22 protein-coding genes are annotated in these 23,401 nt (G+C 64.6%); 13 read left to right on the top strand and 9 right to left on the bottom strand.

The genetic code is table 11. The annotated features are described in order from the left end of the window. Positions 1 to 5: 5 nt before the first annotated feature. From J3E61_RS25615 to J3E61_RS25590, 6 genes are read left to right on the top strand one after another with little or no spacing between them, the layout of a single operon-like run. A complete protein-coding gene (locus tag J3E61_RS25615) occupies positions 6 to 1,289 on the top strand; it encodes an aromatic ring-hydroxylating dioxygenase subunit alpha (RefSeq protein WP_210085759.1) in 1,284 nt (427 codons plus the stop codon). Continuing rightward, positions 1,282 to 1,611: a hypothetical protein gene (locus J3E61_RS25610; protein WP_210085758.1), complete on the top strand. Its 330-nt coding sequence runs from the start codon at positions 1,282 to 1,284 to the stop codon at positions 1,609 to 1,611. The genes J3E61_RS25615 and J3E61_RS25610 overlap by 8 nt, the downstream gene beginning before the upstream one ends. A gap of 2 nt (positions 1,612 to 1,613) precedes the next feature. Further along, positions 1,614 to 2,831 carry an amidohydrolase family protein gene (locus J3E61_RS25605; RefSeq protein ID WP_210085757.1) on the top strand — a complete coding sequence of 406 codons (1,218 nt, stop codon included), beginning with the start codon at positions 1,614 to 1,616 and terminating at the stop codon, positions 2,829 to 2,831. Next, a complete protein-coding gene (locus J3E61_RS25600) occupies positions 2,818 to 3,246 on the top strand; it encodes a nuclear transport factor 2 family protein (RefSeq protein ID WP_192723697.1) in 429 nt (142 codons plus the stop codon). Before J3E61_RS25605 ends, J3E61_RS25600 begins: the two co-directional genes overlap by 14 nt. Then, positions 3,243 to 4,367 (top strand): acyl-CoA dehydrogenase family protein, encoded by a 1,125-nt coding sequence (locus tag J3E61_RS25595; RefSeq protein WP_210085756.1) that lies wholly within the window; start codon positions 3,243 to 3,245, stop codon positions 4,365 to 4,367. Before J3E61_RS25600 ends, J3E61_RS25595 begins: the two co-directional genes overlap by 4 nt. Before the next feature lie 53 nt (positions 4,368 to 4,420). Further along, positions 4,421 to 5,170: an acyl-CoA dehydrogenase gene (locus tag J3E61_RS25590; protein WP_210086689.1), complete on the top strand. Its 750-nt coding sequence runs from the start codon at positions 4,421 to 4,423 to the stop codon at positions 5,168 to 5,170. 80 nt (positions 5,171 to 5,250) lie between these two features. Here the strand turns inward: J3E61_RS25590 and J3E61_RS25585 are convergent, their stop codons facing one another. Together J3E61_RS25585 and J3E61_RS25580 are read right to left on the bottom strand one after the other, a co-directional pair. Then, the gene (locus J3E61_RS25585; RefSeq protein ID WP_192723699.1) at positions 5,251 to 6,033 is read right to left on the bottom strand and encodes an enoyl-CoA hydratase; all 783 of its coding nucleotides are present in this window, start codon (positions 6,031 to 6,033) and stop codon (positions 5,251 to 5,253) included. 9 nt (positions 6,034 to 6,042) lie between these two features. Beyond that, the gene (locus J3E61_RS25580; RefSeq protein WP_210085755.1) at positions 6,043 to 7,218 is read right to left on the bottom strand and encodes an acyl-CoA dehydrogenase family protein; all 1,176 of its coding nucleotides are present in this window, start codon (positions 7,216 to 7,218) and stop codon (positions 6,043 to 6,045) included. Between the two features lie 184 nt (positions 7,219 to 7,402). Between J3E61_RS25580 and J3E61_RS25575 the strand changes: the two genes are divergently transcribed. The 5 genes from J3E61_RS25575 to J3E61_RS25555 all read left to right on the top strand — a co-directional run bounded on the left by J3E61_RS25575 (position 7,403) and on the right by J3E61_RS25555 (position 12,801). Further along, entirely contained in the window at positions 7,403 to 8,056 is a 654-nt protein-coding gene (locus J3E61_RS25575) for a TetR family transcriptional regulator (protein ID WP_192723701.1), read from the top strand. A gap of 49 nt (positions 8,057 to 8,105) precedes the next feature. Continuing rightward, the gene (locus J3E61_RS25570) at positions 8,106 to 8,927 is read left to right on the top strand and encodes a thioesterase family protein (protein ID WP_210085754.1); all 822 of its coding nucleotides are present in this window, start codon (positions 8,106 to 8,108) and stop codon (positions 8,925 to 8,927) included. Positions 8,928 to 9,225: 298 nt separating this feature from the next. Then, entirely contained in the window at positions 9,226 to 10,437 is a 1,212-nt protein-coding gene (locus J3E61_RS25565) for a cytochrome P450 (protein WP_210085753.1), read from the top strand. A 34-nt stretch (positions 10,438 to 10,471) separates the two neighbouring features. Continuing rightward, complete coding sequence (locus J3E61_RS25560; protein WP_192723704.1) at positions 10,472 to 11,311, top strand: mycofactocin-coupled SDR family oxidoreductase; 840 nt, start codon at positions 10,472 to 10,474, stop codon at positions 11,309 to 11,311. A 68-nt stretch (positions 11,312 to 11,379) separates the two neighbouring features. Further along, complete coding sequence (locus J3E61_RS25555; protein WP_210085752.1) at positions 11,380 to 12,801, top strand: wax ester/triacylglycerol synthase family O-acyltransferase; 1,422 nt, start codon at positions 11,380 to 11,382, stop codon at positions 12,799 to 12,801. Here the strand turns inward: J3E61_RS25555 and J3E61_RS25550 are convergent. After that, positions 12,798 to 13,604 (bottom strand): acyltransferase family protein, encoded by an 807-nt coding sequence (locus J3E61_RS25550; protein WP_210085751.1) that lies wholly within the window; start codon positions 13,602 to 13,604, stop codon positions 12,798 to 12,800. The two genes, J3E61_RS25555 and J3E61_RS25550, sit on opposite strands and share 4 nt — an antisense overlap. Positions 13,605 to 13,693: 89 nt before the next feature. Here J3E61_RS25550 and J3E61_RS25545 point away from each other — a divergent pair, with 89 nt between their 5' ends. Next, on the top strand, positions 13,694 to 14,770 hold the full coding sequence (locus J3E61_RS25545) for an NAD(P)-dependent oxidoreductase (protein ID WP_210085750.1): 1,077 nt from the start codon (positions 13,694 to 13,696) through the stop codon (positions 14,768 to 14,770). Positions 14,771 to 14,788: 18 nt separating this feature from the next. Further along, positions 14,789 to 15,628, top strand: coding sequence for an SDR family NAD(P)-dependent oxidoreductase (locus tag J3E61_RS25540; RefSeq protein WP_210085749.1), 840 nt, complete (start codon positions 14,789 to 14,791; stop codon positions 15,626 to 15,628). On the opposite strand, the gene J3E61_RS25535 is transcribed toward J3E61_RS25540, so the two are convergent. From J3E61_RS25535 to J3E61_RS25510, 6 genes are all read right to left on the bottom strand, one after another. Next, the gene (locus J3E61_RS25535; protein ID WP_210085748.1) at positions 15,625 to 16,431 is read right to left on the bottom strand and encodes an SDR family oxidoreductase; all 807 of its coding nucleotides are present in this window, start codon (positions 16,429 to 16,431) and stop codon (positions 15,625 to 15,627) included. The genes J3E61_RS25540 and J3E61_RS25535 overlap by 4 nt on opposite strands. Before the next feature lie 13 nt (positions 16,432 to 16,444). Further along, positions 16,445 to 18,814 carry a CoA transferase gene (locus tag J3E61_RS25530; protein ID WP_210085747.1) on the bottom strand — a complete coding sequence of 790 codons (2,370 nt, stop codon included), beginning with the start codon at positions 18,812 to 18,814 and terminating at the stop codon, positions 16,445 to 16,447. Positions 18,815 to 18,913: 99 nt separating this feature from the next. Further along, the gene (locus J3E61_RS25525) at positions 18,914 to 19,873 is read right to left on the bottom strand and encodes an enoyl-CoA hydratase/isomerase family protein (protein WP_210085746.1); all 960 of its coding nucleotides are present in this window, start codon (positions 19,871 to 19,873) and stop codon (positions 18,914 to 18,916) included. Next, positions 19,866 to 20,996 (bottom strand): aminopeptidase P family protein, encoded by a 1,131-nt coding sequence (locus J3E61_RS25520; RefSeq protein ID WP_210085745.1) that lies wholly within the window; start codon positions 20,994 to 20,996, stop codon positions 19,866 to 19,868. Before J3E61_RS25520 ends, J3E61_RS25525 begins: the two co-directional genes overlap by 8 nt. Further along, positions 20,986 to 22,221: an aminopeptidase P family protein gene (locus J3E61_RS25515; RefSeq protein WP_210085744.1), complete on the bottom strand. Its 1,236-nt coding sequence runs from the start codon at positions 22,219 to 22,221 to the stop codon at positions 20,986 to 20,988. Before J3E61_RS25515 ends, J3E61_RS25520 begins: the two co-directional genes overlap by 11 nt. Further along, positions 22,218 to 23,396 carry an amidohydrolase family protein gene (locus tag J3E61_RS25510; RefSeq protein ID WP_210085743.1) on the bottom strand — a complete coding sequence of 393 codons (1,179 nt, stop codon included), beginning with the start codon at positions 23,394 to 23,396 and terminating at the stop codon, positions 22,218 to 22,220. The genes J3E61_RS25515 and J3E61_RS25510 overlap by 4 nt, the downstream gene beginning before the upstream one ends. Positions 23,397 to 23,401: the final 5 nt, after the last annotated feature.

The following is a 23,401-nucleotide window of genomic DNA, read 5'->3' as shown; positions in this document are numbered from 1 at the left end:
AAACAGTGGGACATTTCCCGAAGCCGGCCGCCGGAAGCTGGACCGAAAATTGGCCAGAACTCGGCACTGCGCCAGTCGATTACACCGACTCCATCGACCCCGAGCACTACAAGCTCGAGCAGCAGGCGATCTTCAAGAAGCTGTGGCTGAACGTCGGGCGGGTGGAACGACTGCCACGCAAGGGCAGCTATTTCACCAGAGAGATGCCGTCGGTCGGCGCAGGCACGTCGGTGATCATCGTCAAGGACACCGACGAGCAGGTCCGCGCGTTCTACAACATGTGCCGCCACCGCGGAAACAAATTGGTGTGGAACGACTATCCGGGCGAAGAGGTTTCGGGCTCGTGCCGTCAGTTCACATGCAAGTACCACGCCTGGCGCTACAGCCTCAAAGGCGACCTGACCTTCGTTCAGCAGGAGGACGAGTTCTTCGACCTGGAAAAAGCGAAGTTCGGTCTTGTGCCGGTGCGTTGCGAGGTTTGGGAAGGGTTCATCTTCATCAACTTCGACAACGACGCCGAGCCGCTGGTCGATTACCTCGGTGACTTCGCGAAGGGCCTCGAGGGCTATCCGTTCCACGAGATGACCGAGACCTACACCTATCGTGCGGAAGTCAACGCGAACTGGAAGCTGTTCATCGATGCGTTCACCGAGTTCTACCACGCACCGGTGCTGCACCAGAAGCAGGCGACCAAGGAGGAAGCCGACAAGCTGCTCGGAATCGGCTTCGAGGCATTGAGTTACGACATCAAGGGCGATCACGCGATGATCTCGTCCTGGGGCGGGATGTCGCCGCCCAAGGATCTCAACATGGTCAAGCCGATCGAGCGGGTCCTGCACAGCGGTCTGTTCGGACCGTGGGATCGCCCGAAAATCACGGGCATCCTTCCCGAGGAATTGCCGCCTGCCATCAACCCCGGCCGCTACGACAGCTGGGGCACCGACTCTTTCGAGTTCTTCCCCAACTTCACGCTGCTGTTCTGGGCGCCGGGTTGGTACCTCACCTATCACTACTGGCCGACCGACGTGGACAAGCACATCTTCGAGTGCACGCTGTACTTCGTGCCCGCCACCAACACCCGTGAGCGGCTGGCCCACGAACTCGCCGCGGTGACGTTCAAGGAGTACGCGTTCCAGGACGCCAACACCCTGGAGGCCACCCAGACGATGATCGGCACCAAGGTGGTCACCGACTTCCCATTGTGCGATCAGGAGGTCCTGCTCCGGCACCTGCACAAGACGGCAGGCGACTATGTGGAGAAGTTCAAGAAGGAGAACATCGATGTCTAAGCTCCCTGCCGAGTTCGCCGACCTGGAACGGTTCTCCGACTGGTGCCTGCCCCACGAGGAGGATCGCTACCAAAAGCGGCTCTCCTCAACGATGGCCGAGATGCAAGAGTTCTATGACGCCGCGTTCCCGCGACTCGAAGCCGTCATGGAATACTGCGACTCACGATTCCCTCTGGACGGAATGCCCGACGACGCAAAGGCTCTCATTCACATGATGCAGTCATTGGTCAACGTGTCGTTCCCAATCGAGGTATGGAAGCAGCCGCGTGTGCTCGACAGCGGCGCCGCGTACATCCAATGCACAAAGGAGCCGGTGGTCTAACCGTGCCGACCCTCAAAGCAGCGGGTCTAGTTGACGTCGAAGCCGGCGAGATCGTCCGGCCGGGAATCGTCCGGGTCGAAGACGACCGGATCGTCGGTGTTGGCGGCGACCCCGAGGGAGACGTTATCGATCTCGGGGACGCCATCCTGCTGCCCGGGCTGATGGACATGGAGGTCAACCTCCTCATGGGCGGCCGCGGGGAGAATCCCGGCCTGTCCCAGGTGCAGGACGATCCCCCAACCCGGGTGCTGCGCGCGGTCGGCAACGCCCGCCGCACGCTGCGCGCCGGCTTCACGACCGTGCGCAACCTCGGGTTGTTCGTCAAGACAGGCGGTTACCTGCTCGACGTCGCGTTGGGCAGGGCGATCGACGCCGGGTTGATCGAGGGACCGCGGGTGATCCCTGCCGGCCACGCGATCACCCCGACCGGCGGACATCTCGACCCGACGATGTTCGCCGCGTTCATGCCGGGCGTGCTCGAGTTGACGATCGAAGAGGGCATCGCCAACGGCGTCGACGAGATCCGCAAGGCCGTGCGCTATCAGATCAAACACGGCGCCCAACTGATCAAGGTGTGCTGTTCGGGCGGGGTCATGTCGCTGACCGGAGAGGCTGGCGCACAGCACTATTCGGATGAAGAGCTTCGGGTCATCGTCGACGAGGCACACCGGCGCGGCCTGCGCGTGGCCGCGCACACGCACGGCGCGGAGGCGGTCAAGCACGCCATCGAGTGCGGTATCGACTGCATCGAGCACGGCTTCCTGATGGATGACGAGGCCATCAAGATGATGGTCGACAACGACCGGTTTTTGGTGACCACGCGCAGGCTGGCGCAGGCGATGGATGTATCCAAGGCTCCGAAAGAGTTGCAGGACAAGGCCGCCGAGATGTTCCCCAAGGCGGAGACCTCGATCAAGGCCGCCTACGACGCCGGGGTGAAGATCGCCGTGGGTACCGATGCGCCGGCGATCCCGCACGGCCGCAACGCCGATGAACTGGTCACGCTGGTCGAGTGGGGCATGCCGCCGGCAGCGGTGCTGCGCGCGGCCACCGTCGTCGCGGCGGATCTGATCAACAAACCCGACCTGGGCCAGATTGCCGAGGGCTATCTCGCCGACATCATCGCGGTTCCCGGTGATCCTTTGGCGGATGTTACCGTTACACGAAACGTCAACTTTGTAATGAAGGGCGGTAAGGTCTTCCGACATGACGCGCACTGAAGATCTGGTCGAGATCCAGCAGCTCCTGGCGAAATACGCGGTCACCATCACCCAGGGCGACATCGATGGCCTGATCTCGGTGTTCACTCCGGACGGCACTTACAGCGCGTTCGGCTCGACGTACACACTGAACCGCTTCCCCGAACTCGTCGACGCGGCCCCCAAGGGTCTGTTCATGACCGGCACGTCACTGGTCACCCTCGACCCCGACAACCCGGACGCGGCCACGGGCACACAACCGCTGTGCTTCATCGAGCACTCCAAGCACGACATGCGCATCGGCTACTACAACGACACCTATGTGCGCACCGACGATGGGTGGCGGCTGAAAACCCGTGCCATGACGTTCATTCGGCGCAGTGGCGAGCACGATTCGGGTCGGCCGCACGCGATCGGGAGACCAGAAGCCGGATGACGGATCTGTTCGAACCCGCCGCCTTCCGCACCGCGCTGAGGACGTGGCTCGACGAGAACGATCTGACGCCTCCGCCGGACGGCGGGTCGCTCGACGCCCACCAGGCGCAACACCTGCGCGTGTTGAAGGCGCTGTACGACGCGGGCTGGATGCGTTATGGCTGGCCCGAATCGGCTGGCGGTCTGGGCGGTCCGGACATCCTGCGCGCGATCGTCGGCGAGGAGATTGTCGGCCGTGGCATCGACCATCCAGGGCCGTATTCGATGCTCGACGTACTGACCCCGACCATGATCGACTATGCGCAACCCGAACTGGCAGCCGAGATGGTGCCGAAGCTGTTGTCGGGCCAGGAATCGTGGTGCCAGGGCTTCTCCGAACCCGGCGCAGGCAGCGACCTCGCGTCGTTGACCACCCGTGCCGTGCAGGACGGCGATCACTGGATTGTCAACGGGCAGAAGGTGTGGACGAGCTTCGCGCAGTACGCGACTCGGTGTGTGCTGCTGACCCGGACCGGCGGACCGGACACCCCCAATCACGAAGCCATCACCGCGTTCTTCGTCGACCTGGACTCCCCCGGCGTCACGGTGCGACCGCTGCGAACCATGCACGATGTCGACGAGTTCTGCGAGGTGTACTTCGACGACGTGGCGGTGCCGGCCGACCGCATGCTCGGCCGACCTGGGGACGGCTGGCGACTGGCCATGGACCTGCTGCCCTACGAACGCTCGACATGCTTCTGGCAGCGCATCGCCTACCTCTACTCGCGGTTCGACGCGCTGATCGGTGAAGTCAAAGGTCAAGGCCAAGCAGTGGATTCGGATATGGGCGAGGCGTATCTGGCGTTGCACACGCTGCGGTGCCGGTCTCGCGCCACCCAGCACCGTCTTGGCGAAGGCCTGAAGCTGGGCCCAGACACCTCGATCGACAAGGTGCTGCTGGCCGGCGCCGAACAGCGGCTGTACGACACCGCTCACGATCTGCTGCCGGGCGCCATCGAACTCGACGACACCCCGTGGCGCACGGAGTACTTGTACTCGCGCGCGGCCACCATCTACGGCGGCACCGCCGAGGTGCAGCGCAACATCATCGCCCGCCGTCTGCTCGATCTCGGGAAGGAGTGACCGTGGGCGTGAATTCCGAGCTTGAGTTGCTCGAAGACGGACTGCGCAAGACCATGCTCTCGAAGTCCGGGCCGGAACTCGATGCCGCGCTGACTGAACTCGGCTGGGCCGAAATGCTGTCCGACATGCTCGAGGTAGCCGTGCCGATGGTGTTCCGGCTACTCGGCGAAACCGGTTCGCACGCTTCGGTTCTCGTCGACGTCGTGCTGCACGCCACCGGCAATACCATCGGCGACACCGTGGAGTTGCCGCTGCCGTATGCCGGCAACACCTGGGTGGTGTGGGACCGCACCGGTGCCGGCGACGGGTCGACTCTTGGCGGACTGCCGCTGCGCCGGGAGGAGGAGGGCTATCCCATCCGGGTCGCGGAGGCTCGCGTTGCGGTGGGCTGGTGGCTGGTCGGCGCGTCAAGGGCGATGCTGACCCTGGCGCGTCAGCATGCGCTGGATCGCACGCAGTTCGGCCGACCGATCGCGTCGTTCCAGGCGATTCGGCACCGGTTGGCGGAAACGCTGGTGGCGATCGAAGGAGCCGAGGCGACGCTGAATCTGCCCGGCGTCGACAATCCAGATCTGACCGCGCTGCTGGCCAAGGCCGCCGCGGGCAAGGCCGCGCTGACCGCAGCCAAGCACTGTCAGCAGGTACTCGGTGGTATCGGCTTCACCGCCGAACACGATCTGCACCGTCACGTGAAGCGGGTCCTGGTGCTCGACGGATTACTCGGCAGCTCAAGGGAACTGACTCGCAAGGCGGGAGCGGGACTGCGCGCCCGCGGCTCAGCCCCACGCCTGGCCCAGCTCTAAAGGCCCCGCTCCAACTACCGCGAGCGTGCGTGTCTGCACACGACACGCCCGCAAAATGTGGCATTTCGCGCACGCTCGCGCTATTGAATGTTGGCCTTCATCTCTTCGAGGTTCACCAGCACAGGCCATCCACCGACGCTCAGCGCATTGCCGTGGCCGGTCTGGTGAATGTCGAACACGGACTGAATCGCCGCGTAGAAGCCCTGCACGTCGAGCGTCTGGTTGACCGCACGCTTGGCCTGACGCAGCGCGAACGGTGGCATCTTGGCGATCTGCTCGGCCAACGCCCGCGTCTCGGAGTCGAGCGCGTCGCGCGGCACCACCCGGTTGACCATGCCGGTGGCCAGCACCTCGTCGGCGGTCATCGCGCGACCGGTGAACAGAATCTCCTTGGCCTTACGCGGTCCCAACTCCCAAGTGTGGCCGTGGTATTCGACTCCCCCGATGCCCATCAGCACCACTGGGTCGGAGAACTGCGCGTCGTCGGCGGCGATGATCAGGTCGCACGGCCAACACAGCAGCAGCCCGCCGGAGATACACCGGCCCTGCACGGCGGCGATCGACGGCTTCGGCACATTGCGCCAGCGCAACGTGTACTCGAGGTAACGCTTGGCCTCGTGCTGGATGATGAAGTCGAGCGTGATCTTGTCGGGAACGGGTCCGCCGCCACGCAAATCGTGACCAGCCGAGAAGTGTTTTCCGTTGGCGCGCAACACGATCACCGTCACCTCGGGATCCTCTGCGGCGCGGGTCCATGCGGCATCGAGTTCGTCGAGCAGTTCAGGATTCTGCGCATTGGCGGCCTCGGGGCGGTTCAGCGTGATGGTGCCGATGCGGTCGGCGACCTCATAATCGATGTACACAGTTGTTCCTCAATTTCGGGGTAAGCCCAGCACCCGCTGGGCGATGATGTTTCGTTGGATCTCCGACGTCCCGCCGGCAATGGTGCCGCCGAACGAGCGGACGTAACGCTCGAACCAACCGGTGCGGTACACGTCGAGATGCACGGCGCTATACGGGCCCGAGAAGGTCGGGTGCGCCAACGCGTCAGCGCCCGCCGCCGCCAGCGCGTGCTCGGCGGCCAGCTGCGAGGCCTCCGACCCCAACAGCTTGAGCACCGACATCGCCGAGGGATCCTCGTCGCCGCGCGAAGCTGCCGCCAACGCCATTGACCCCATCAGGCGAAGAGCCTGGTTGTCCATCACCAGCGTCGCGTAACGGTCACGATCCAGCGTCGTGCGCGGACAGAAATCGTCGACGAACTCCTGCAACCGGTCGGCGTAGCTCAGCCACAACATGTTTCGCTCATGGCCGAGCGAACCATTCGCCACCCGCCAGCCTTCGTTGAGCGGTCCGACCAAATTCTCTGCAGGCACCCGCACATCGTTGAAGAACACTTCGTTGAAGTCGAGATCGTCGCGGTCGCATACGGACGCGAACGGCCTGCGCACCACGCCCGGAGCATCGGTCGGGATCAACAGCACGCTGATCCCTTTGTGTTTGGGGGCATTTGGATCGGTGCGAACAAAAGTCAGCAACACGTCTGCATCGTGGGCGCCAGACGTCCACACCTTCTGGCCGTTGACGACGAACTCGTCACCGTCCAGTACGGCCCTGGTGCGCAGGGACGCCAGGTCCGATCCGGCGCCGGGCTCGCTCATGCCCAGCGACGCCGCGATGTCGGCACGCAGAATCGGGATAGCCCATTTCTGCTGCTGCTCCGGTGTCCCGAACGAGATCAACGACGCCGCGATGATGCCGACACCCTGCGGGTTGAATGTCAGGTAGGCAGCCCTGCGTGTGAGTTCCACCTGATGCACGTACTGCTGAAGAATGGTGGCGTTGCGGCCGCCGAATTCGGGTGGGTAGCCGGGACACAACCAGCCGTTCTCGAACATCAGCCGTTGCCATCGCCGCGCCCAGTCGGGGACGTCACTGCTCGAGTGGGAGCGAGCCAAGGCCTCTTCGTCACTGGGCAGATGTCCGTCCAGGAATGCCACGAACTCCGCGCGAAAAGCCTCGACGTCAGCGTCGAAATTCAGCTGCACGGCGCTCCTGGGAAAGAAAAACTAAAGACTTCTGTTATCTCCAAAATGAGAATACTATTCTCATGGTGAGAAAGTTACAATCTCTGACACGTGAACCGCGAGGGGGTCGACGACCGCGATGGCAAGGCGTTCTCCGGTACAGTCAGTGCATGTTTTGCCTAATCGGCCTGGATCCGAGCCGCCGGTGACTAGTCCCAGCGAAGAACCCGCCTGGAAGCAACGCGCGGTCGAGCGATCGATCAAGACAGCGAAGCTTCGGGCCGCGCAGCGCGTTCAGCGGTTCCTGGACGCCGCCCAGGCGATCATCATCGAGAAGGGCAGCACCGACTTCACGGTCCAAGAGGTAGTCGACCGCTCGCGGCAGTCGCTGCGAAGCTTCTACCTGCAGTTTGACGGTAAGCATGAGCTCCTGCTCGCCCTGTTCGAGGATGCCCTCAGCCGGTCGGCCGACCAGATCCGCGCCGCGACGGACAGCCAGAAGGACCCGCTCGAACGCCTCAAAGTAGCCGTCAAGCTGCTGTTCGAGTCCTCGCGACCAGACCCCACCGCAAAGCGGCCGCTGTTCACCGACTTCGCGCCGCGGCTACTTGTCTCCCACCCCACGGAGGTCAACGTCGCCCACGCGCCACTATTGGCCCTGCTCACAGAGCTGATGGAGGCCGCAAGCGAGGCCGGCGAATTGCGGCCCGGCATCAACCCCAAGCGGATGGCCGCGATGACGATGCAGACCGTGATGTTCGTCGCGCAGCACAGCGGCGAGTCCGCCGATGGCGTTGCGCACCCCATCACTGCGGACGAAGTCTGGGACTTCTGCTCCCACGGATTCGCCTCCAGCTAGCGCGAGAATTACGTTCTCACTGACGTAGAATCAGGCTTACACTCAGTGAGTGCCCGATCTCTGGACCGACCTACTGGCCTGTTTTGATCTGCACCCGGTGCCGTCGGGGGGCACCGGACAAGGCAACGTCACCGAGTTCGAGGGCCGCAATCAACACCTGGAATACCATCGCGTGTTCGGCGGCCAACTGCTCGGCCAATTCCTCCAGATAGCGTCGACGATCTGTCCGGACAAGGCCGTCAAATCCCAGCACGCAGTGTTCGCGCGCGAAGGCCACGCCGATGAGCCGATCCACTACCGCGCCACCTGCCACCATGACGGTCGCTCCTTTGCGACGGTGGCCGTCACCGCACAGCAGAGTCGCGGAATAGTGGCGACCTCGTCGATCTCCATGCACGCATTCGAGGATGGTCCACAACGTCAGTCGATCGACGATGTGCCCGCTGTCCTCGGCCCGGAGCATCGAGTCGCACTCGACCTGATCCCGTGGGAGACCCGCGCCGACGTCGATCTGACCGCCACCACCACCGGGCCTCCGGAGTACGAAGTGTGGATGCGCACGCCCGCCGTCGAGCCGGCGCTGGCACCCGCGCTCGCCGCCTACGGCACCGATCTCACGCTCATCGGAACCGCCCTTCGGCCGATGGAAGGCGTCAGCCATCGAGGCAACGGCACATGGTTCACGTCCGCGGTCACATCCCACACGATCTGGTTTCATCGGCCGTTCCGCACCGACTCGTGGTTTCTACTCAGGCAGCACAGCCCGCTACTGGCGCACGGCCGCAGCTTCGGCCGCGGCGACATCCTCACCGAGGACGGCACGCTGGTCGCCTCGTATGCCCAAGAAGCGCTCCTGCGATTCCCGGACTGAACTCGATGTCTCCAAATGCGTTGCCTCATAGAATCTTTCACCGGCCGATCGGCACCGTCGGCGCCCGCGCACTGCGGGCCGTGATCGAACACCCACGCATGATGCTGATCGGCGGCGCCGACGTAGTGACCTTCCGCAGGTCGCCACGACACTGGCGCGAGAAGCTGATTCTTCTAAGCAGAGAGCTTAAGTTGCAAGAAAAGAGTCTGTTATTGACACCCGCGGCCCGCCGATGCCAGAGTTGTGAGACAAATACAGTCCATATGTCTTACGCCCCTGCTCAGCGAGAGGCAACACCGTGACGATCAGTGCGGAGAATTCCGACGTGCAACACGCCGCGACCGCGGACGAGTTGTACTACGACCCGTACAGCGTCGAGCTCAACATGAACCCGTTTCCGGTGTTCGCCCGCATGCGCGAGGAAGCGCCGCTCTACTACAACGACAAGCACGACTTCTACGCGTTGAGTCGATTCGACGATGTCAACAAGGCCGTGATCGACCACGAAACATTCATCTCCGGCCGCGGCGCACTGCTCGAGATCATCAAGTCCGGCATGGAGATCCCGCCAGGCACACTGATTTTCGAGGACCCGCCGATTCACAACATCCACCGCAATCTGCTGTCGCGGATGTTCACGCCACGCAAGGTGCTCGCCCTGGAACCCCAGATCCGCGAGTTCACTTCGCGCTGCCTTGACCCGCTGGTTGGCACTGGCCGATTCGACTTCGTCAACGACCTCGGCGAGCAGATGCCGATGCGGGTGATCGGCATGCTGCTGGGCATCCCGGAAGAAGATCAACGCCGAGTGACCGACCACGGCGAAGCCACGCTGCAGAGCAAGGAAGTCAACCTGCTGGCGACGGGCGAGGTGTTCGCCGAGTTCATCGACTACCGCACCGAGCACCCGTCCGACGACATCATGACCGACCTGCTCAATGTCGAATTCACCGACGAGACCGGCACCGTGCGCCGGCTCAGTCGTGACGAACTGCTGATGTATCTGACGGTGGTCGCCACCGCGGGCTCGGAAACCACCACCCGGCTGATCGGCTGGGCAGGCAAGACGTTGGCCGAAAACCCCGACCAGCGTCGGGAACTGGCCGAGAACCCCGCGCTGATTCCGCAGGCGATCGAGGAGATCCTGCGCTGGGAGCCGCCAGCCCTGCAGATCGCCCGATACGTCGCCCGCGACGTCGAGTATTACGGGCAGACCGTGCCAGAAGGTTCCGCAATGCTCATGCTTGTCGGCGCCGCCAACCGCGACCACCGTCGCTTCCCGCCGAACGGGGATGTGTTCGACATTCATCGGGAACCCCACTCGCACATGACGTTCGGGGCGGGCACCCACTTCTGCATGGGCAACGCGCTTGCGCGCCTCGAGGGCCGGATCGCGCTCGAGGAGATCCTCAAGAGATTCCCGACGTGGGAGGTCGACTGGCCCAACGCCCGTCCGTCTCAGACCACGGCGGTCCGCGGCTGGGAATCCATGCCCACCCTGGTTTCGTGAAAAGTGTTCCACTACTGACGAATTGGAGTTGTCAATGACTGGACGTGTTGAAGGCAAGGTCGCTTTCATCACCGGTGCGGCGCGCGGCCAGGGCCGGGCGCATGCGGTGCGCTTGGCGTCCGAGGGTGCCGACATCATCGCCGTCGACATCTGTAAGAAGATCGACACCGTCGACCTGATCGCGGCGTCCACACCGGAGGATCTGGCCGAGACCGCGGATCTCGTCAAGGGCCACAACCGTCGTATCTACACCGCAGAGGTCGACGTCCGCGACTACGACGCGCTGAAAGCCGCGGTCGACACCGGTGTCGAGCAGCTGGGACGCCTCGACATCATCGTGGCCAACGCCGGTATCGGCAACGGCGGCCAAACGCTGGACAAGACCAGCGAAACCGACTGGACCGCAATGCTCGACATCAACCTGGGCGGGGTGTGGAAGACCGTCAAGGCCGGTGTCCCCCACATTCTGGCCGGCGGTCGCGGCGGCTCGATCATCTTGACCAGCTCGGTGGGCGGGCTCAAGGCCTACCCACACACCGGCCACTACGTCGCGGCCAAACACGGCGTGGTGGGTCTGATGCGGACCTTCGCCGTCGAACTGGGCGCCCAGAACATCCGCGTCAACTCGGTGCACCCGACCAACGTGAACACCCCGCTGTTCATGAACGAAGGAACAATGAAGCTGTTCCGACCCGATCTGGAGAATCCGGGTCCCGAGGACATGAAGGTCGTCGGCCAACTGATGCACACCCTGCCCATCGGCTGGGTCGAGCCCGAAGACATCGCCAACGCCGTGCTCTTCCTGGCCTCCGACGAAGCCCGCTACATCACCGGCGTCACGTTGCCTGTCGACGGCGGCAGCTGCCTGAAGTAGCGCGCTCGCTCGCCGAAAGCGACGTGATCACTCGCCCTGGGGTGCTTCGATAGACCCGGGGGTGGAACATGAAGCGACTCAACGGCATGGATGCCATGCTGCTGTACAGCGAGACGCCGAACCTGCACACGCACACACTCAAGGTCGCGATCGTGCACGCCGCCCAGTTCGACGGCGAGTTCAGCTTCGACGTGTTCCGCCGGACCATCGCCCGGCGGCTTCACCTGCTCGAACCGCTGCGCTACCAGCTCATCGACATCCCATGGAAGCTGCATCATCCGATGTGGCTGGAGGACTGCCCGGTCGACCTCGACTATCACCTGCGCCGCGTCCGGGTGCCCGAGCCTGGCGGGCGCAGGGAACTCGACGCGGTGATCGGCGAGATCGCGAGCACACCGCTGGACCGTACCCGCCCGTTGTGGGAGTTCCATTTCGCCGAAGGGATGGCCGACGACCGGTTCGCGCTGATCGGCAAGGTGCATCACACGCTTGCCGACGGCGTGGCGTCGGCCAATCTGCTGGCCCGGCTGATGGACCTTGCCGGTTCCGCACATGACGAGCGTGACGACCACCCCACGTGCGAGGCGCCCACCACCGCCGACCTGCTGCGTGCGGCGGGCCGCGATCACGTCCAGAACATCGCCGCATTGCCCCGCCTGACGCGCGACGCGGTCCGTGGCGCAAGCCGCGTCATGCGGAAAGCCCGCGAGCGGGAGGACCACGAGGGCATGGCCAAGATGCTCAAGACCCCGCCGACCTTCCTCAACCACGTCGTGTCGCCGGTACGGACATTCGCGACGGCTGCCCTGTCCCTAGCCGAAATCAAGGAAACTGCAAAGCATCTCGGCGTCACGTTCAATGACATCGTGTTGTCGATGGCCGCTGGCGGTCTGCGCGAGCTGCTGTTGCGCTACGACGGACAAGCGGATCGCCCCATCCTGGCGAGCGTCCCCGTCAGCACTGACCGATCTGCGGACCGCATCACGGGCAACGAGATCAGCGGCCTGGCCGTTTCACTGCCGGTGCACATCGACGATCCGCTGGAACGGGTACGGCTCACGGCGGTAGCCGCCAACCGGGCCAAGGAGGTCAACGAACTGTTCGGCCCGCAGTTGCACGGGCAGATGATGGAGTACCTACCGCCTCCGCTGACCCCCGCCTTGTTCCGGTGGCAATCCAAACGGGCGGCGCGCAGCATGATCATGAACGTCGCGGTGTCGAATGTGCCCGGACCGCGACAGCGCGGACACATCGGCGGTGCGCCGGTCAGTGAAATCTATTCCGTCGGAGTGCTTTCCGCGGGAAGTGCTTTCAACATGACCGTGTGGAGCTACGTCGACCAACTCGACATCGCGGTGCTGTCCGACGATCGGACCTTCAAAGACACGCACGAGGCTACCGACGCGATGATCCACGCGTTCGGCGAAATTCGAAGGGCGTGTGGACTTTCCGACGCGAGCACCGTCGAGACCGCAATGGCCCCGGCCTAGCCCAGCACGGGGTAGCGGCGTTCGCGGGCGAGTTCGTCGAGCGCCTTCTGCATCACCGCGCGCACGTGCAGGTCGACCTCGTCGACATCGGGATTCTCGCCGAACTCGGCGGCGATGTCGATCGGCTCGAGCACGCGCGCGACGATCTTGGCGGGCAACGGGATGTTCGGCGGAAGGATCACCGAGAGCCCGAACGGGAACCCGACGCTGATGGGGAGGATCTGCGCGCGCAGTCGCTGCAGACCCAGCCTCTTGGCGATCGAATCGCCACGGGCGAGGAACAATTGGGTTTCCTGGCCGCCGATCGACACGACAGGGACGATCGGTACGCCCGTCTCGATGGCGGTTCGGACGTAGCCGGTGCGACCGGCGAAGTCGACGACGTTCTCAGTCAATGTCGGGCGGTATGCGTCGTAGTCGCCGCCGGGGAACACCAACACCACTGCGCCATCCCGCAGTGCCTTCGCCGCGTTCTCGCGGCTGGCCTCGATGACACCGGCACGGCGCAGCCAGTCACCCACGTTGGCCATGAATACGCCCCAGTGCGCGAGCGTGTAGAGCGGCCGATCGAATCCGAACTTCTCATAGAACGCCGGCGCGAAGATCAGCACATCAGGGGTGAACATCCCGCCGGAGTGATTCGACACCACCAGCGCCCCGCCCGCCTTCGGCATCAGTTCCAGGTCGCGCACTTCGGCGCGGAAGTACCGCTTGATGATCGGGCCCACCCGGCTGGTGAGCTGCCTGGTGAAACCCGGATCCCACTTGGCCACCTCTGGCTTGCCCGCCCCATTGCTGCTCATGTGTAGCCCGTTCCCCGCTGCATTTCCCCCGAATCAGAGTATGGTACTTTCCTAAAAAGAGAATGTCATATCCGCAGGTAGGGAGCCATATGTCGGACACAGTGCTGGTCACGGGCGGCTTCGGTTTGGTCGGCTCGGCGACGGTGCGGCAACTTGCCGCCGACGGCCGCGACGTGGTGATAGCCGACCTCGAAACGCCTGCCAATGTCAAGAAGGCAAATGGGCTCCCCGCCGGTGTCGAGGCGCGCTGGACCGACCTGACGGATCCGGGGCAGGTACAGCGCCTCGTCTCCGACGTCGCACCCGCGGCGATCATCCACCTCGCCGCGATCATCCCGCCGCTGATCTACCGCAATGCCAAGCTCGCGCGTCGCGTCAACGTCGAGGCGACGGCCACCCTGGTCCGCATCGCCGAGGAACAACCCAGTCCGCCCCGCCTCGTGCTGGGATCGAGCAACGCGGTGTTCGGCCCGCGCAATCCGCACCGCACCACCGCGCCCTTGACGGCCGACGATCCGATGCGGCCCTGCGACCTGTACAGCGGCACCAAGGCCGAGGCGGAAGAAATCGTGCGGTCGTCGAAACTGGACTGGGTGGTGCTGCGGTTCGGCGGTGTGCTCACCTCCGATTTGTCGACCATGCCGCTGAGTGGGGACGCGATGCTCTTCGAGAGCGCTCTTCCCAGCGACAACCGGGTGCACACCGTCGACGTTCGCGACGTCGCGCGTGCATGTGCCGCTGCGACGACCGCCGACGCCGTCGGGGAGATCTTGCTGATCGCCGGCGACGACTCCCACCGGCACTGCTATGGGGACCTGGCGCCGGCCATGGTGTCAGCGCTCGGCATGCCAGGCGCCATTCCGCCAGGGCGGCGAGGAGACCCCGACAGCGAGAAGGCCTGGTTCGTCACCGACTGGATGGACCCGACGCGGGCACAGGAAGTGCTGCAGTTTCAGCATCACTCGTGGTCCGACATCATGTCCGAGTTGTCCGCGAAGTTCTGGTTCATGCGGTACTGGGGCCGGTTGCTCGCGCCGATCGTGCGCGAGGTGATGAAGCGTCGTTCGGTGTATTGGAATGCACCGGGGCAGTACGCCGATCCGTGGGGTGCGATCAAAGCCAAGTTGGGCGATCCGTCATGGGATCCGCCAACTGAACCCGCCTGACCGCATAGTGTTCGCGCCGTGGAGAGTTTCGAAGGGCGCGCAACAGTCATCACGGGCGGTGCGAACGGCATCGGATTCGCGACAGCCAAGGAGTTCGGGCGCCGCGGCGCACGGGTGATGCTCGGCGATATCGATCAGGCCGCGCTGGATCAGGCGGTCGCTACTCTGCGTGCCGACGGCGTCGATACGCACGGTGTCGTCTGCGACGTGCGCAAGCTGGATGCCGTGACCAACCTCGCTGATGAGGCGTTCCGTGTCTTCGGCGACGTGCACGTGGTGTTCAACAACGCAGGCATCGCGTATGCCGGCCCAATCGTGGAGACCAGTCACGACGATTGGCGCTTCGTCATCGACGTCGACCTGTGGGGGCCGATTCACGGCGTCGAAGCATTCCTGCCGCGCCTCATCGCGCAGGGTTGCGACAGCCACATTGTGTTCACGTCATCGTTCGCGGGGCTCATCCCGAACGTTGGACTCGGCCCGTATTGCGTTGCGAAATATGGTGTTGTCGCGCTTGCGGAGACGCTGTCGCGCGAGGTGCGGCCAAACGGCATCGGGGTCTCGGTGCTGTGCCCGATGATCGTCGAGACCAACCTGCTGGCCAACACCGAACGCGTTCGCAGCGCCGACTACGGGCCTGCCCACTCCGAAGCCGAGACGGTGCAACAGTTGGCGTCAGACCCCACCGACGACTCTGTGCTCAACGTCGACGACGTGGCCCGCTTGACCGCCGACGCGATTCTGGCGAACCGCCTCTATGTGCTGCCACACCGCGCGGCGCGGGACTCGATCAAGCGTCGGTTCGAGCGCATCGACCGCACCTTCGACGATCAGGTCGCCGAGGGCTGGACGCACTAGCCCGGCCCCAGTTGGTAGTCGCCGGTCTGCGGGTTGTGGTACCAGCCGCCTGCGGCCTGCGTGCCACCGTCGACGTGGATGGTCTGTCCGGTGATGTAGCTGGACATGTCCGACGCGAGAAAGACTGCTGCACCGGCCATTTCGTCGACGTGTCCGGGGCGGCCCATCGGAATCATGTAGCTCGCGCTTTCCGATAGCCCATTCGGCGCCACCCGCAGCAGGCCTTCGGTGACGGTCAGATCAGGCGCGAGCGCGTTAACGCGAATGTGGTGCGGCGCCAACTCGAGGGCGGCTGTCTTGGTGTAGTTGATGACACCGGCCTTGGCCGCAGCGTATGCGGCGTAGCCCGGCGCAGCCCGAACGCCTTCGATCGACGTCACGTTGATGACGCTGCCCGGCAGGCCGGAGTCGACAAGGCCGCGGGCGATACGTTGCGTGCAGAGCAGCACGTGGCGAAGGTTGCTCTTGTACAACGCATCCCAGCCGTTTTCGGTGGTTTCGAGCAGCGGTGACGAGAACACGCCGCCCGCGTTGTTGACGAGGATCGTCGGGACGCCCAATTCTGCTCTGGTGCGCTCGAGCGCAGCATCGACTTGCTCGCTGTCCCTGACATCAGTCACGATACCCAGCGCGCCGATGGCTTCCTCGGCCGAAGCGCAGGTATCGGTGTTGCGTTCCCAAATCGCGACGTGTGCACCGAATGCGGCGAGGCCTTCGGCGATGCCGCGGCCGAGGCCCTCTCCCCCGCCGGTCACGACCGCGACGCGGCCGGTGAGCAGGATGTCGGAGGGGTCGATGGCCATCGGCTGGAAGCTATCAGACCTTCGAGCCGTGCATGGCCGGAGCCGTGCCGATGATGCCCTTGGCTTCCAGTTCGTCGATGTCCTTGTCGCTGAGCCCGAGTTCGGCGAGCACTTCGCGGTTGTGCTGTCCGAGCAGTGGCGCGGGCTGGCGATGGACCCGGCCGGGCCCACGTGTCGATCGGAACGGCAGCGTGCTGTGCGGCGTACTTGCGTTCACGGGATGGTCTACATCCTCGAAGAATGCGCGAGCGGCGAGTTGCGGTAGCTCGGATTGGCGGTGCGGCTGGATGACCTTGGCCACCGGTACGCCGTGGCGCCACAGCGTGTCGACGATGTCGTCGCCCGTGCGGGTTTCACACCATGCGGTGAGCTGCCGGTCGATCAGGTCGTGGTTCTTGCGCCGACAATCGGCGGATGTCAGGGCGGGATCGGCGGCCCACTCCGGATGGCCGAGCGCCTCGGTAAGCCCGGCCCACTGCTCGTCGGTGGCGACGGCCACCGCGACCCAGCAGTCGCGTCTGCCGAACTCGTCGATCTCGTTGGCGCGGTACAGGTTTTGCGGTGCCGCCGCCGGTCCCCTGTTCCCGTCACGCTGAAGGAGCGCACCGTACGCGGAGTATTCGATCACCTGCTCGGCGGCGACGTTGAGCGCCGCGTCGACCATCGCCGCCTCGATGTGCACACCCTGCCTGGTGCGGCGGCGGTGTTCCAGCGCGAGCAGCAGTGCATTGAGCGCATGCACGCCCGCGTTGGGATCACCGACCGAATACGGCTCGTATGGGTTGGCGTCGGGATAACCGGTCAGCCAACTGATCCCGGATGCTGCCTCGATGACATAGGCGAACGCGGGGTTGTCGCGCCATGGCCCGTCCAGACCGAAGCCCGGCATGCGCAGCATGATCGCATCTGGCCGAACCGCTTGCACCGCAGCGAAGTCCAGGCCGATCTGCTCGAGCACCCGCGGCGTGAAATTCTCGACGATGACGTCGGACGTCGCGATCAGCCGCAGGAGAAGATCGCGTCCCGCGGTGCTCTGCAGGTCGAGCGTCAGCCCCTTCTTGTTGGTGTTGAGTCCCGAAAAGATCGGCGACCTCTCCCACCACTGCTCCTCGGTGATCGGGATACCCGCGATGAGCCGGGTGCCGTCGGGTCGTCGGGTCGACTCCACGTGAATGACCTCGGCGCCGAGCATGGCGAGCATGTGGGTGCACGACGGCCCGGCCCAGAACGTTGTCATGTCGACAATCCGCAAGCCCTCGAACGACATTGGCCCGGCCATCTCTCGCTGACGTGGACCGCGCCTGCGGTAGTGGTCGGTGTGCTCGCCCAACCGCGGGGCGGCCTTTGGTTGCTGCAACAACTCCGGCTGGGTCCGGTACGGCGGCCCGGGCTGGGTGAAGCCGTCGCGTGGATTGGCGACGAACGAACCACGCTCGACGAAGTGATCGAGGGACTCGATGTTGGCGCCGTTGGCGACCGGTGCGTTGGGTATCCGGAACGCCGTCGCCAAGTCCCGGATCTCGTCGACGGTTTGGCTCTCGACCCAGGCGTACAGTTCGTCGGCCTTCTCATTGGCCTGTTCGGTGATCGACAGCGGCGACTCCTCGTCGATCCAGTCCTGATGCCCGGTCATCGCGCACAGGTCGAACCACTGCTGTGCGGTGCCGCAGCCGATGTCGATCAGGCCGTCCTTAGCCCTGGCGATGCCGGGCACGGTGAGCCGACGCGCGTCACGCCATGGCCTGCCCAGCATCTGGAAGTAACTCACCGGATAATAAGTCAGGCCGAGGATCTGGGTTTCCAGCATCGACAGGTCGATCAGTTCTGCGGCGCCCCGCAGCCGGGAGGCCATCGTCGCCGCGCTCGCATATGCCCCGGCAAGGTACTCGCCTACCTGGCCGCCGACGAAAACCGGTGCGCGGTCGGCGGATCCGCGGCCAAGACCGACAATTCCGCCGGACCATGCCTGCAGCGTGAATTCGGTGGCGGGGCGGTCGCGCCAAGGCCCTTCGAGGCCGAACGGCGTGATGGCCGTGACCGTTAGATGGGGGTGTGCCTGGTGGATATCGACGGGTGTGAGGATCGAGCCGGCTGACCATATGACCGCATCCGCGTCCGCAAGCAGGGTATGGATGAAGTCCATGTCGGCCTCGGGCCTGGCGACGACACTGTGCTTGGAACACGCAAGGAAAGTGAACAGTGCACCGTCGCCGTCGGCCGGAATCGCAGCCCCGGATGCGGACCATCGTCGCAGCGGATCACCCTCGGGCGCTTCGACTTTGACGATCTGGGCCCCGCCGTCGGCCAGCAGCTTGGTGCAGTACGCGCCGGCGATGCCACTCGATAGGTCGACGACGAGGTACCCGTCAAGCGGGCCGTTCACGACAACCGGTCCAACCCCTGCGCGAGATTGCAGTTGTTGCGAGCAAGTGCGAGTGAGCCGCGCAGAAAGTGCAGTTTCGCGGAATCGCGCCTCACGCCACTAGTCCTTCTTCTTGCGGTTCGACTTGCTGAGCCTGAAGTCTGGCGGGAACTTGTCGTCGTTGTCGTTGACGGCGTCGGCCAATCCGCTGTCGATCGCTTCCATCATGTCCAGGTCGTCGGCGTCGTCGTTGGCGACACCGCTGCCCATCGACTCGAAGAAAGCGGACAGCAGGCTGCCCATGTACTCGCCCTGATGCTGCTTGTAGACCTCGAAGAAGACTTTCTGCTGAAAAACGGTGTCGACAGGCCGGTTTCGCGCGCATGCCCGCGCGTACTTGTCGACCTCGGCTTCGAGTTGATCCCGCGTCACGACCTTGTTGAGGAAGTTGCAGTCATACATCTCCTCGGCGGTGAACGGACGTCCGGTGAATACCATCTCCTGGAACTTGCGCAGCCCCATCATCTGCACCCACGTCCACATCCGCGGACCCCAGCCGTAGTACCGGAACGACGGGTGGCCGAACAGCGCGTCGTCGGAGGAGATCACCAGATCGGCGTCGGCGCACTGGTAGAAGTGCCAGCCGTAGCAGTAGCCCTTCGCTTCGACGATGCTGATCTTCTTCAGCTCCTGCAGCGGCCGGTTACCGGCCTGGACGTTCGCGTACCAGGCGCTGATCGTCGCACCGTGCCGGAACGACCCCTTCGGCGGGTAGGTGACCTCACCGACACCGTCGTCCTCCAGCCGCAGCTCGGCCAGTCGCAGGTCGGTGTTGTCGTTGCCCTCCATGAACTCCGGAAGATCCGCACCGCTGCCGAGGTTGTCGCCGACGCCGCGGATCACGACCACCTTCACGTCGTTGTCGACGGTGGCCGCGCGCAGCAGATCGGCATAACGCAGCCGCGCCGCCGATGTCGGGGCGTTCAAGTACTCCGGACGGTTGAAGGTGATGGTCGCGATCTTGGTCTTGGGATCCTTCTCGTACAGGATCAGCTCTTCGGGCTTGGGCCGCTCAGCCATTGGTTGCTCCTACTGCCGCCGGAGATGGGCTTGACGTCAGCACCTCGGGACCGTCGGGTGTGACGAGGACCGCCTCGCGGCCGAACACCGCGCCGACGCCCTCCTGCCAGACATAGCCAGTGACGGACAGCACCATGCCCGGCTCCAGGATTTCAGCCGCGGCAGTGGCCTGCAGTTGCGGCGTCACCACCGGGGGGTCGAATCCCAGCCCCAGACCGTGGGCAACCGGCATCGGCGGCAGCGGCTCGCCCGCGGCCTGATACGCAGAGAGAAGATCACTGGCGGGCCGGCCGGGGCGGCACGCCGCGGAGAGCTTGTCCCACAGTATCTTCCAACGGTCGGACAGCGCCGACGCGTCGACGTCGACGGGCCACGTCCGGCCCACTTCGCCGACGTACCCGTCTGCCAGTACACCCGCGGAGAAGGCGACCAGGTCGCCCTGCTCGATCCGCCGGTCGCTGCGAACCGCCCGCCACGGATGCTCGCGCGATGTCACCCAGGCACCGTCCTGCGTCGCAGGAGTGCTCACCCCGCCTGCGGCCTGCGCCTCGAGCATGAGGCCGGTGAGTTCCTGCTCGGTGGCGCCCGCCCGCAGCTCAGCGACCGCGGTGGCCAGGGACTCCTCGGCCACCCGAAGCGAGCCACGCAGTGCGGTCACTTCGTCCGGCGTCTTGATTCGCCGGGCGGCCCGCATTGCGAGTTCGCCGTCGACGAGCTCCGCATGGGGAAACGCCATCGGAAGCAACTTCGCGAACGATGGTGTGAGAGCGTCGGTTCCGACCCGGCGAGCTGTGGCGGCACCCTCGATGTCCTTCAACACGTCGATCAACGTCATCGGGTTCCACGCAAGACCGTAGAGATGGTCGTGCGGGATGTCGGCGGGGATGCCTTCGTCCCAGGTGCTGTTCAGGTGTATCTCGCCCGTGGACCGCACGACCGTGCAGATCGGCCCGAATGGGCGAGTGCCCGCCACCCACAGCTGCGGTGCGCCCGAAATGTATCGAACGTTCGCCTGTCGCCCGAGCACCAGCACGTCGAGATCGTGTACTTCCATCTGGGCCAGCGCACGCTCGCGCCTGCCGTTTCGCAGTGCCCGCTCGTCGGGCAGGATCTCAGTCTTCATAGGGGGCATAGGGGTAGTCGGTCAACGGCACGTAGCCGTCCTCGGTGATCACCACAATCTCCTCGCTTCGATAGCCGCCGGTGCCGTCCTCCCAGACCACCGGCTCGAGCACAAGCACCATCCCGGCCGGGAACACGAAGTTGTCGTCGAACTCCTCGCCGAGATCCGTTCCGATCATCGGCATTTCGGCCGCGTTGGTGCCGATGCCGTGGCCGAGGTAGAAGTGCGGCAGCCATGGCTTCTGCCCGCCGTTGGCGGCGATTGCCGCGCGGGCCAGGTCACCAGAGGTCGCGCCGGCCTTCGTCACCTTCAGCACCGCATCGAGGATGTGGCGCCATTGGCGGAACTGATCCTGCTGACGGGCCGACGGCGTTTCGCCAACCAGCCAGGTGCGCCCAAAGTCGGAGCAGAACCCGGTATGGGTGATGCTGACATCGGTCCACAGCACATCGCCCGCGGCGAGTTCACGTTCGGTCGTCAACAACGGCAGCGCGAGATCGCCGTGCGTCGTCCAGGTGCCCTCGGCCTTGGAGGTCGGCATCACCTGCCAGATGGCCTCGAGCATGTTGGCCGTCGCGCCCAGTTCAAATGCCCTGCGCACGAATTGTGCCGACAGGTCGATCTGCCGAACACCCGGCGCCAGCGCCTTCTGCACGTCGACGACCGCCTCTTCGGTGATGCGGCACGCCTTTCGGATGCAGGCGATCTGATCGGGTGTCTTCACCAGCTTGGCGGCGCCGACGACGGGAGCGGCGTCAGCCGGAGCGCCGCCAGGAAACAGCCGGTTCGCGGCGCGGCGCATCGCGCCGGTGAGCTCGTCGACGGCGACCGTCGCGCCCGGGCGGATCAGCTCCGCGAGGACCCGCGCGAAATGGTCGACGCCTTCGTCGAATTCGAGGAAGAGCGCGGAGTGCAAATGGTCGGACGGAATCTCGGACGCCGACGCGGCGCCCTCCCGGAACGGCATGAACAAGTGCGGGTGCTCGTCGTCGGCCAGCACGATCGCGATGGGCCGTTCGACATGGGAGAGTCCCGCGTCGAGCAGCGGCCAGCTCGCCCCGGTGGCGTACACCACGTTGCCGTTGCCCAGCAGAATCAGGGCGTCAACGCCGTTGTCGGCCATCGCGGCCCGCAACCGGGCGCCGCTCTCGCGGTACATCCGGGCTCGGTCAGGCAGGTCCGGGATGTCAGCGGCGGTGGTGACCGCGGTCAGAGATGTGGTCATCCGTCGATACCCAGGAACTTCTTGATGTTTCCGCCCACGATCTTGACGGCGTTGTCGGGGCCGACCGCGTCGACGACCGTGGCCAACGACTTCTCGGAGTAGCCGAATGTGCTCTCGTTGTGGGGGTAATCCGACGACCAGAACACGTTGTCCACGCCGATCCGGTCGATCAACTGCAGACCGAGCGGGTCCACCATGAACGAGGCAGCCATGTGGTGGTTCCAGTAGTACTGAACGTCGTGGGCGAGCTCATGGTTGAACATGTGCCGGTACGAAGCCAACATGTGCTCGGCGTCCTGTAATGCCGTTGGCACCCAGGCGATTCCACCTTCGAACCAGCCGATCTTGAGTGTCGGGTGCCGGTCGAGGATGCCCGAGAAGACATACTTTGCGAATTGCTCGCGGAACGAGTCGACGTTGATCATCATGCCGACGACCACGCTGTTGTTCTCGCATGGCGTCTTCGGCGGGGTCTCACCGATGTGATGCGTGACGGGCAGGCCCGCGGCCTCGATCTCGTCCCACATGGCGTCCATTGATGCGCCGCCGTAGTCGTAGACGTTGCCGTCATCGTCCTTGCCGGGATTCAGCGGTAGCAGGAACGTCTTGAGTCCCAACGCCTTCAGTTCCTCGAGCGTGCTCCTGGTGCCCTTCGGATCCCACCAGTTGATCAGTCCGACGCCGTAGAAATGGCCGTTCGACCGCTCCTGCAAGTCCGCCATGTACTCGTTGTAGATACGGAAGACCCGCTCGCGTATCGCCTTGTCGGGATAGTGGAACAGCGCCAGCACGGCGTTCGGGAAGGCGAGTTCCTTGTCGATACCGTCCTCGGCGAGCTCTTGGATGCGTGCCTCGATGTTGTTCGACGCGGCGCCCGCCAGGTCGTCGTATTGCATCAGCACCCGGCCGAAGTCGCCGCCTACCCACGACTTGCCCTTCATGCCGACCATGTATGCGCCGTCCTCGTACCAGATGCGCGGGGCTTGACCCTTGAGGTCATCAGGAAAGCGTTCGAAGAAGATGTCGTCGGCGACCGAGATGTGGTTGTCGGCCGAGAAGATCTCGGTTCCTTGAGGAAGACCGGTGAGGCCGCCCTCCAGGGCGTGGCCGCGGCGGTTCTTCGGTGCCCCCCAGCCTTCGGCCGGATAGAGAGTCGTTGTTGACGCGGTGGACATCGGTA

The sequence above is a fragment of the Mycobacterium sp. OAE908 genome (assembly GCF_017872775.1).
Lineage (GTDB): Bacteria > Actinomycetota > Actinomycetes > Mycobacteriales > Mycobacteriaceae > Mycobacterium.
The sequence above is the reverse complement of the archived record's forward strand: the minus strand, read 5'-3'. Positions and strand labels throughout refer to the sequence as shown.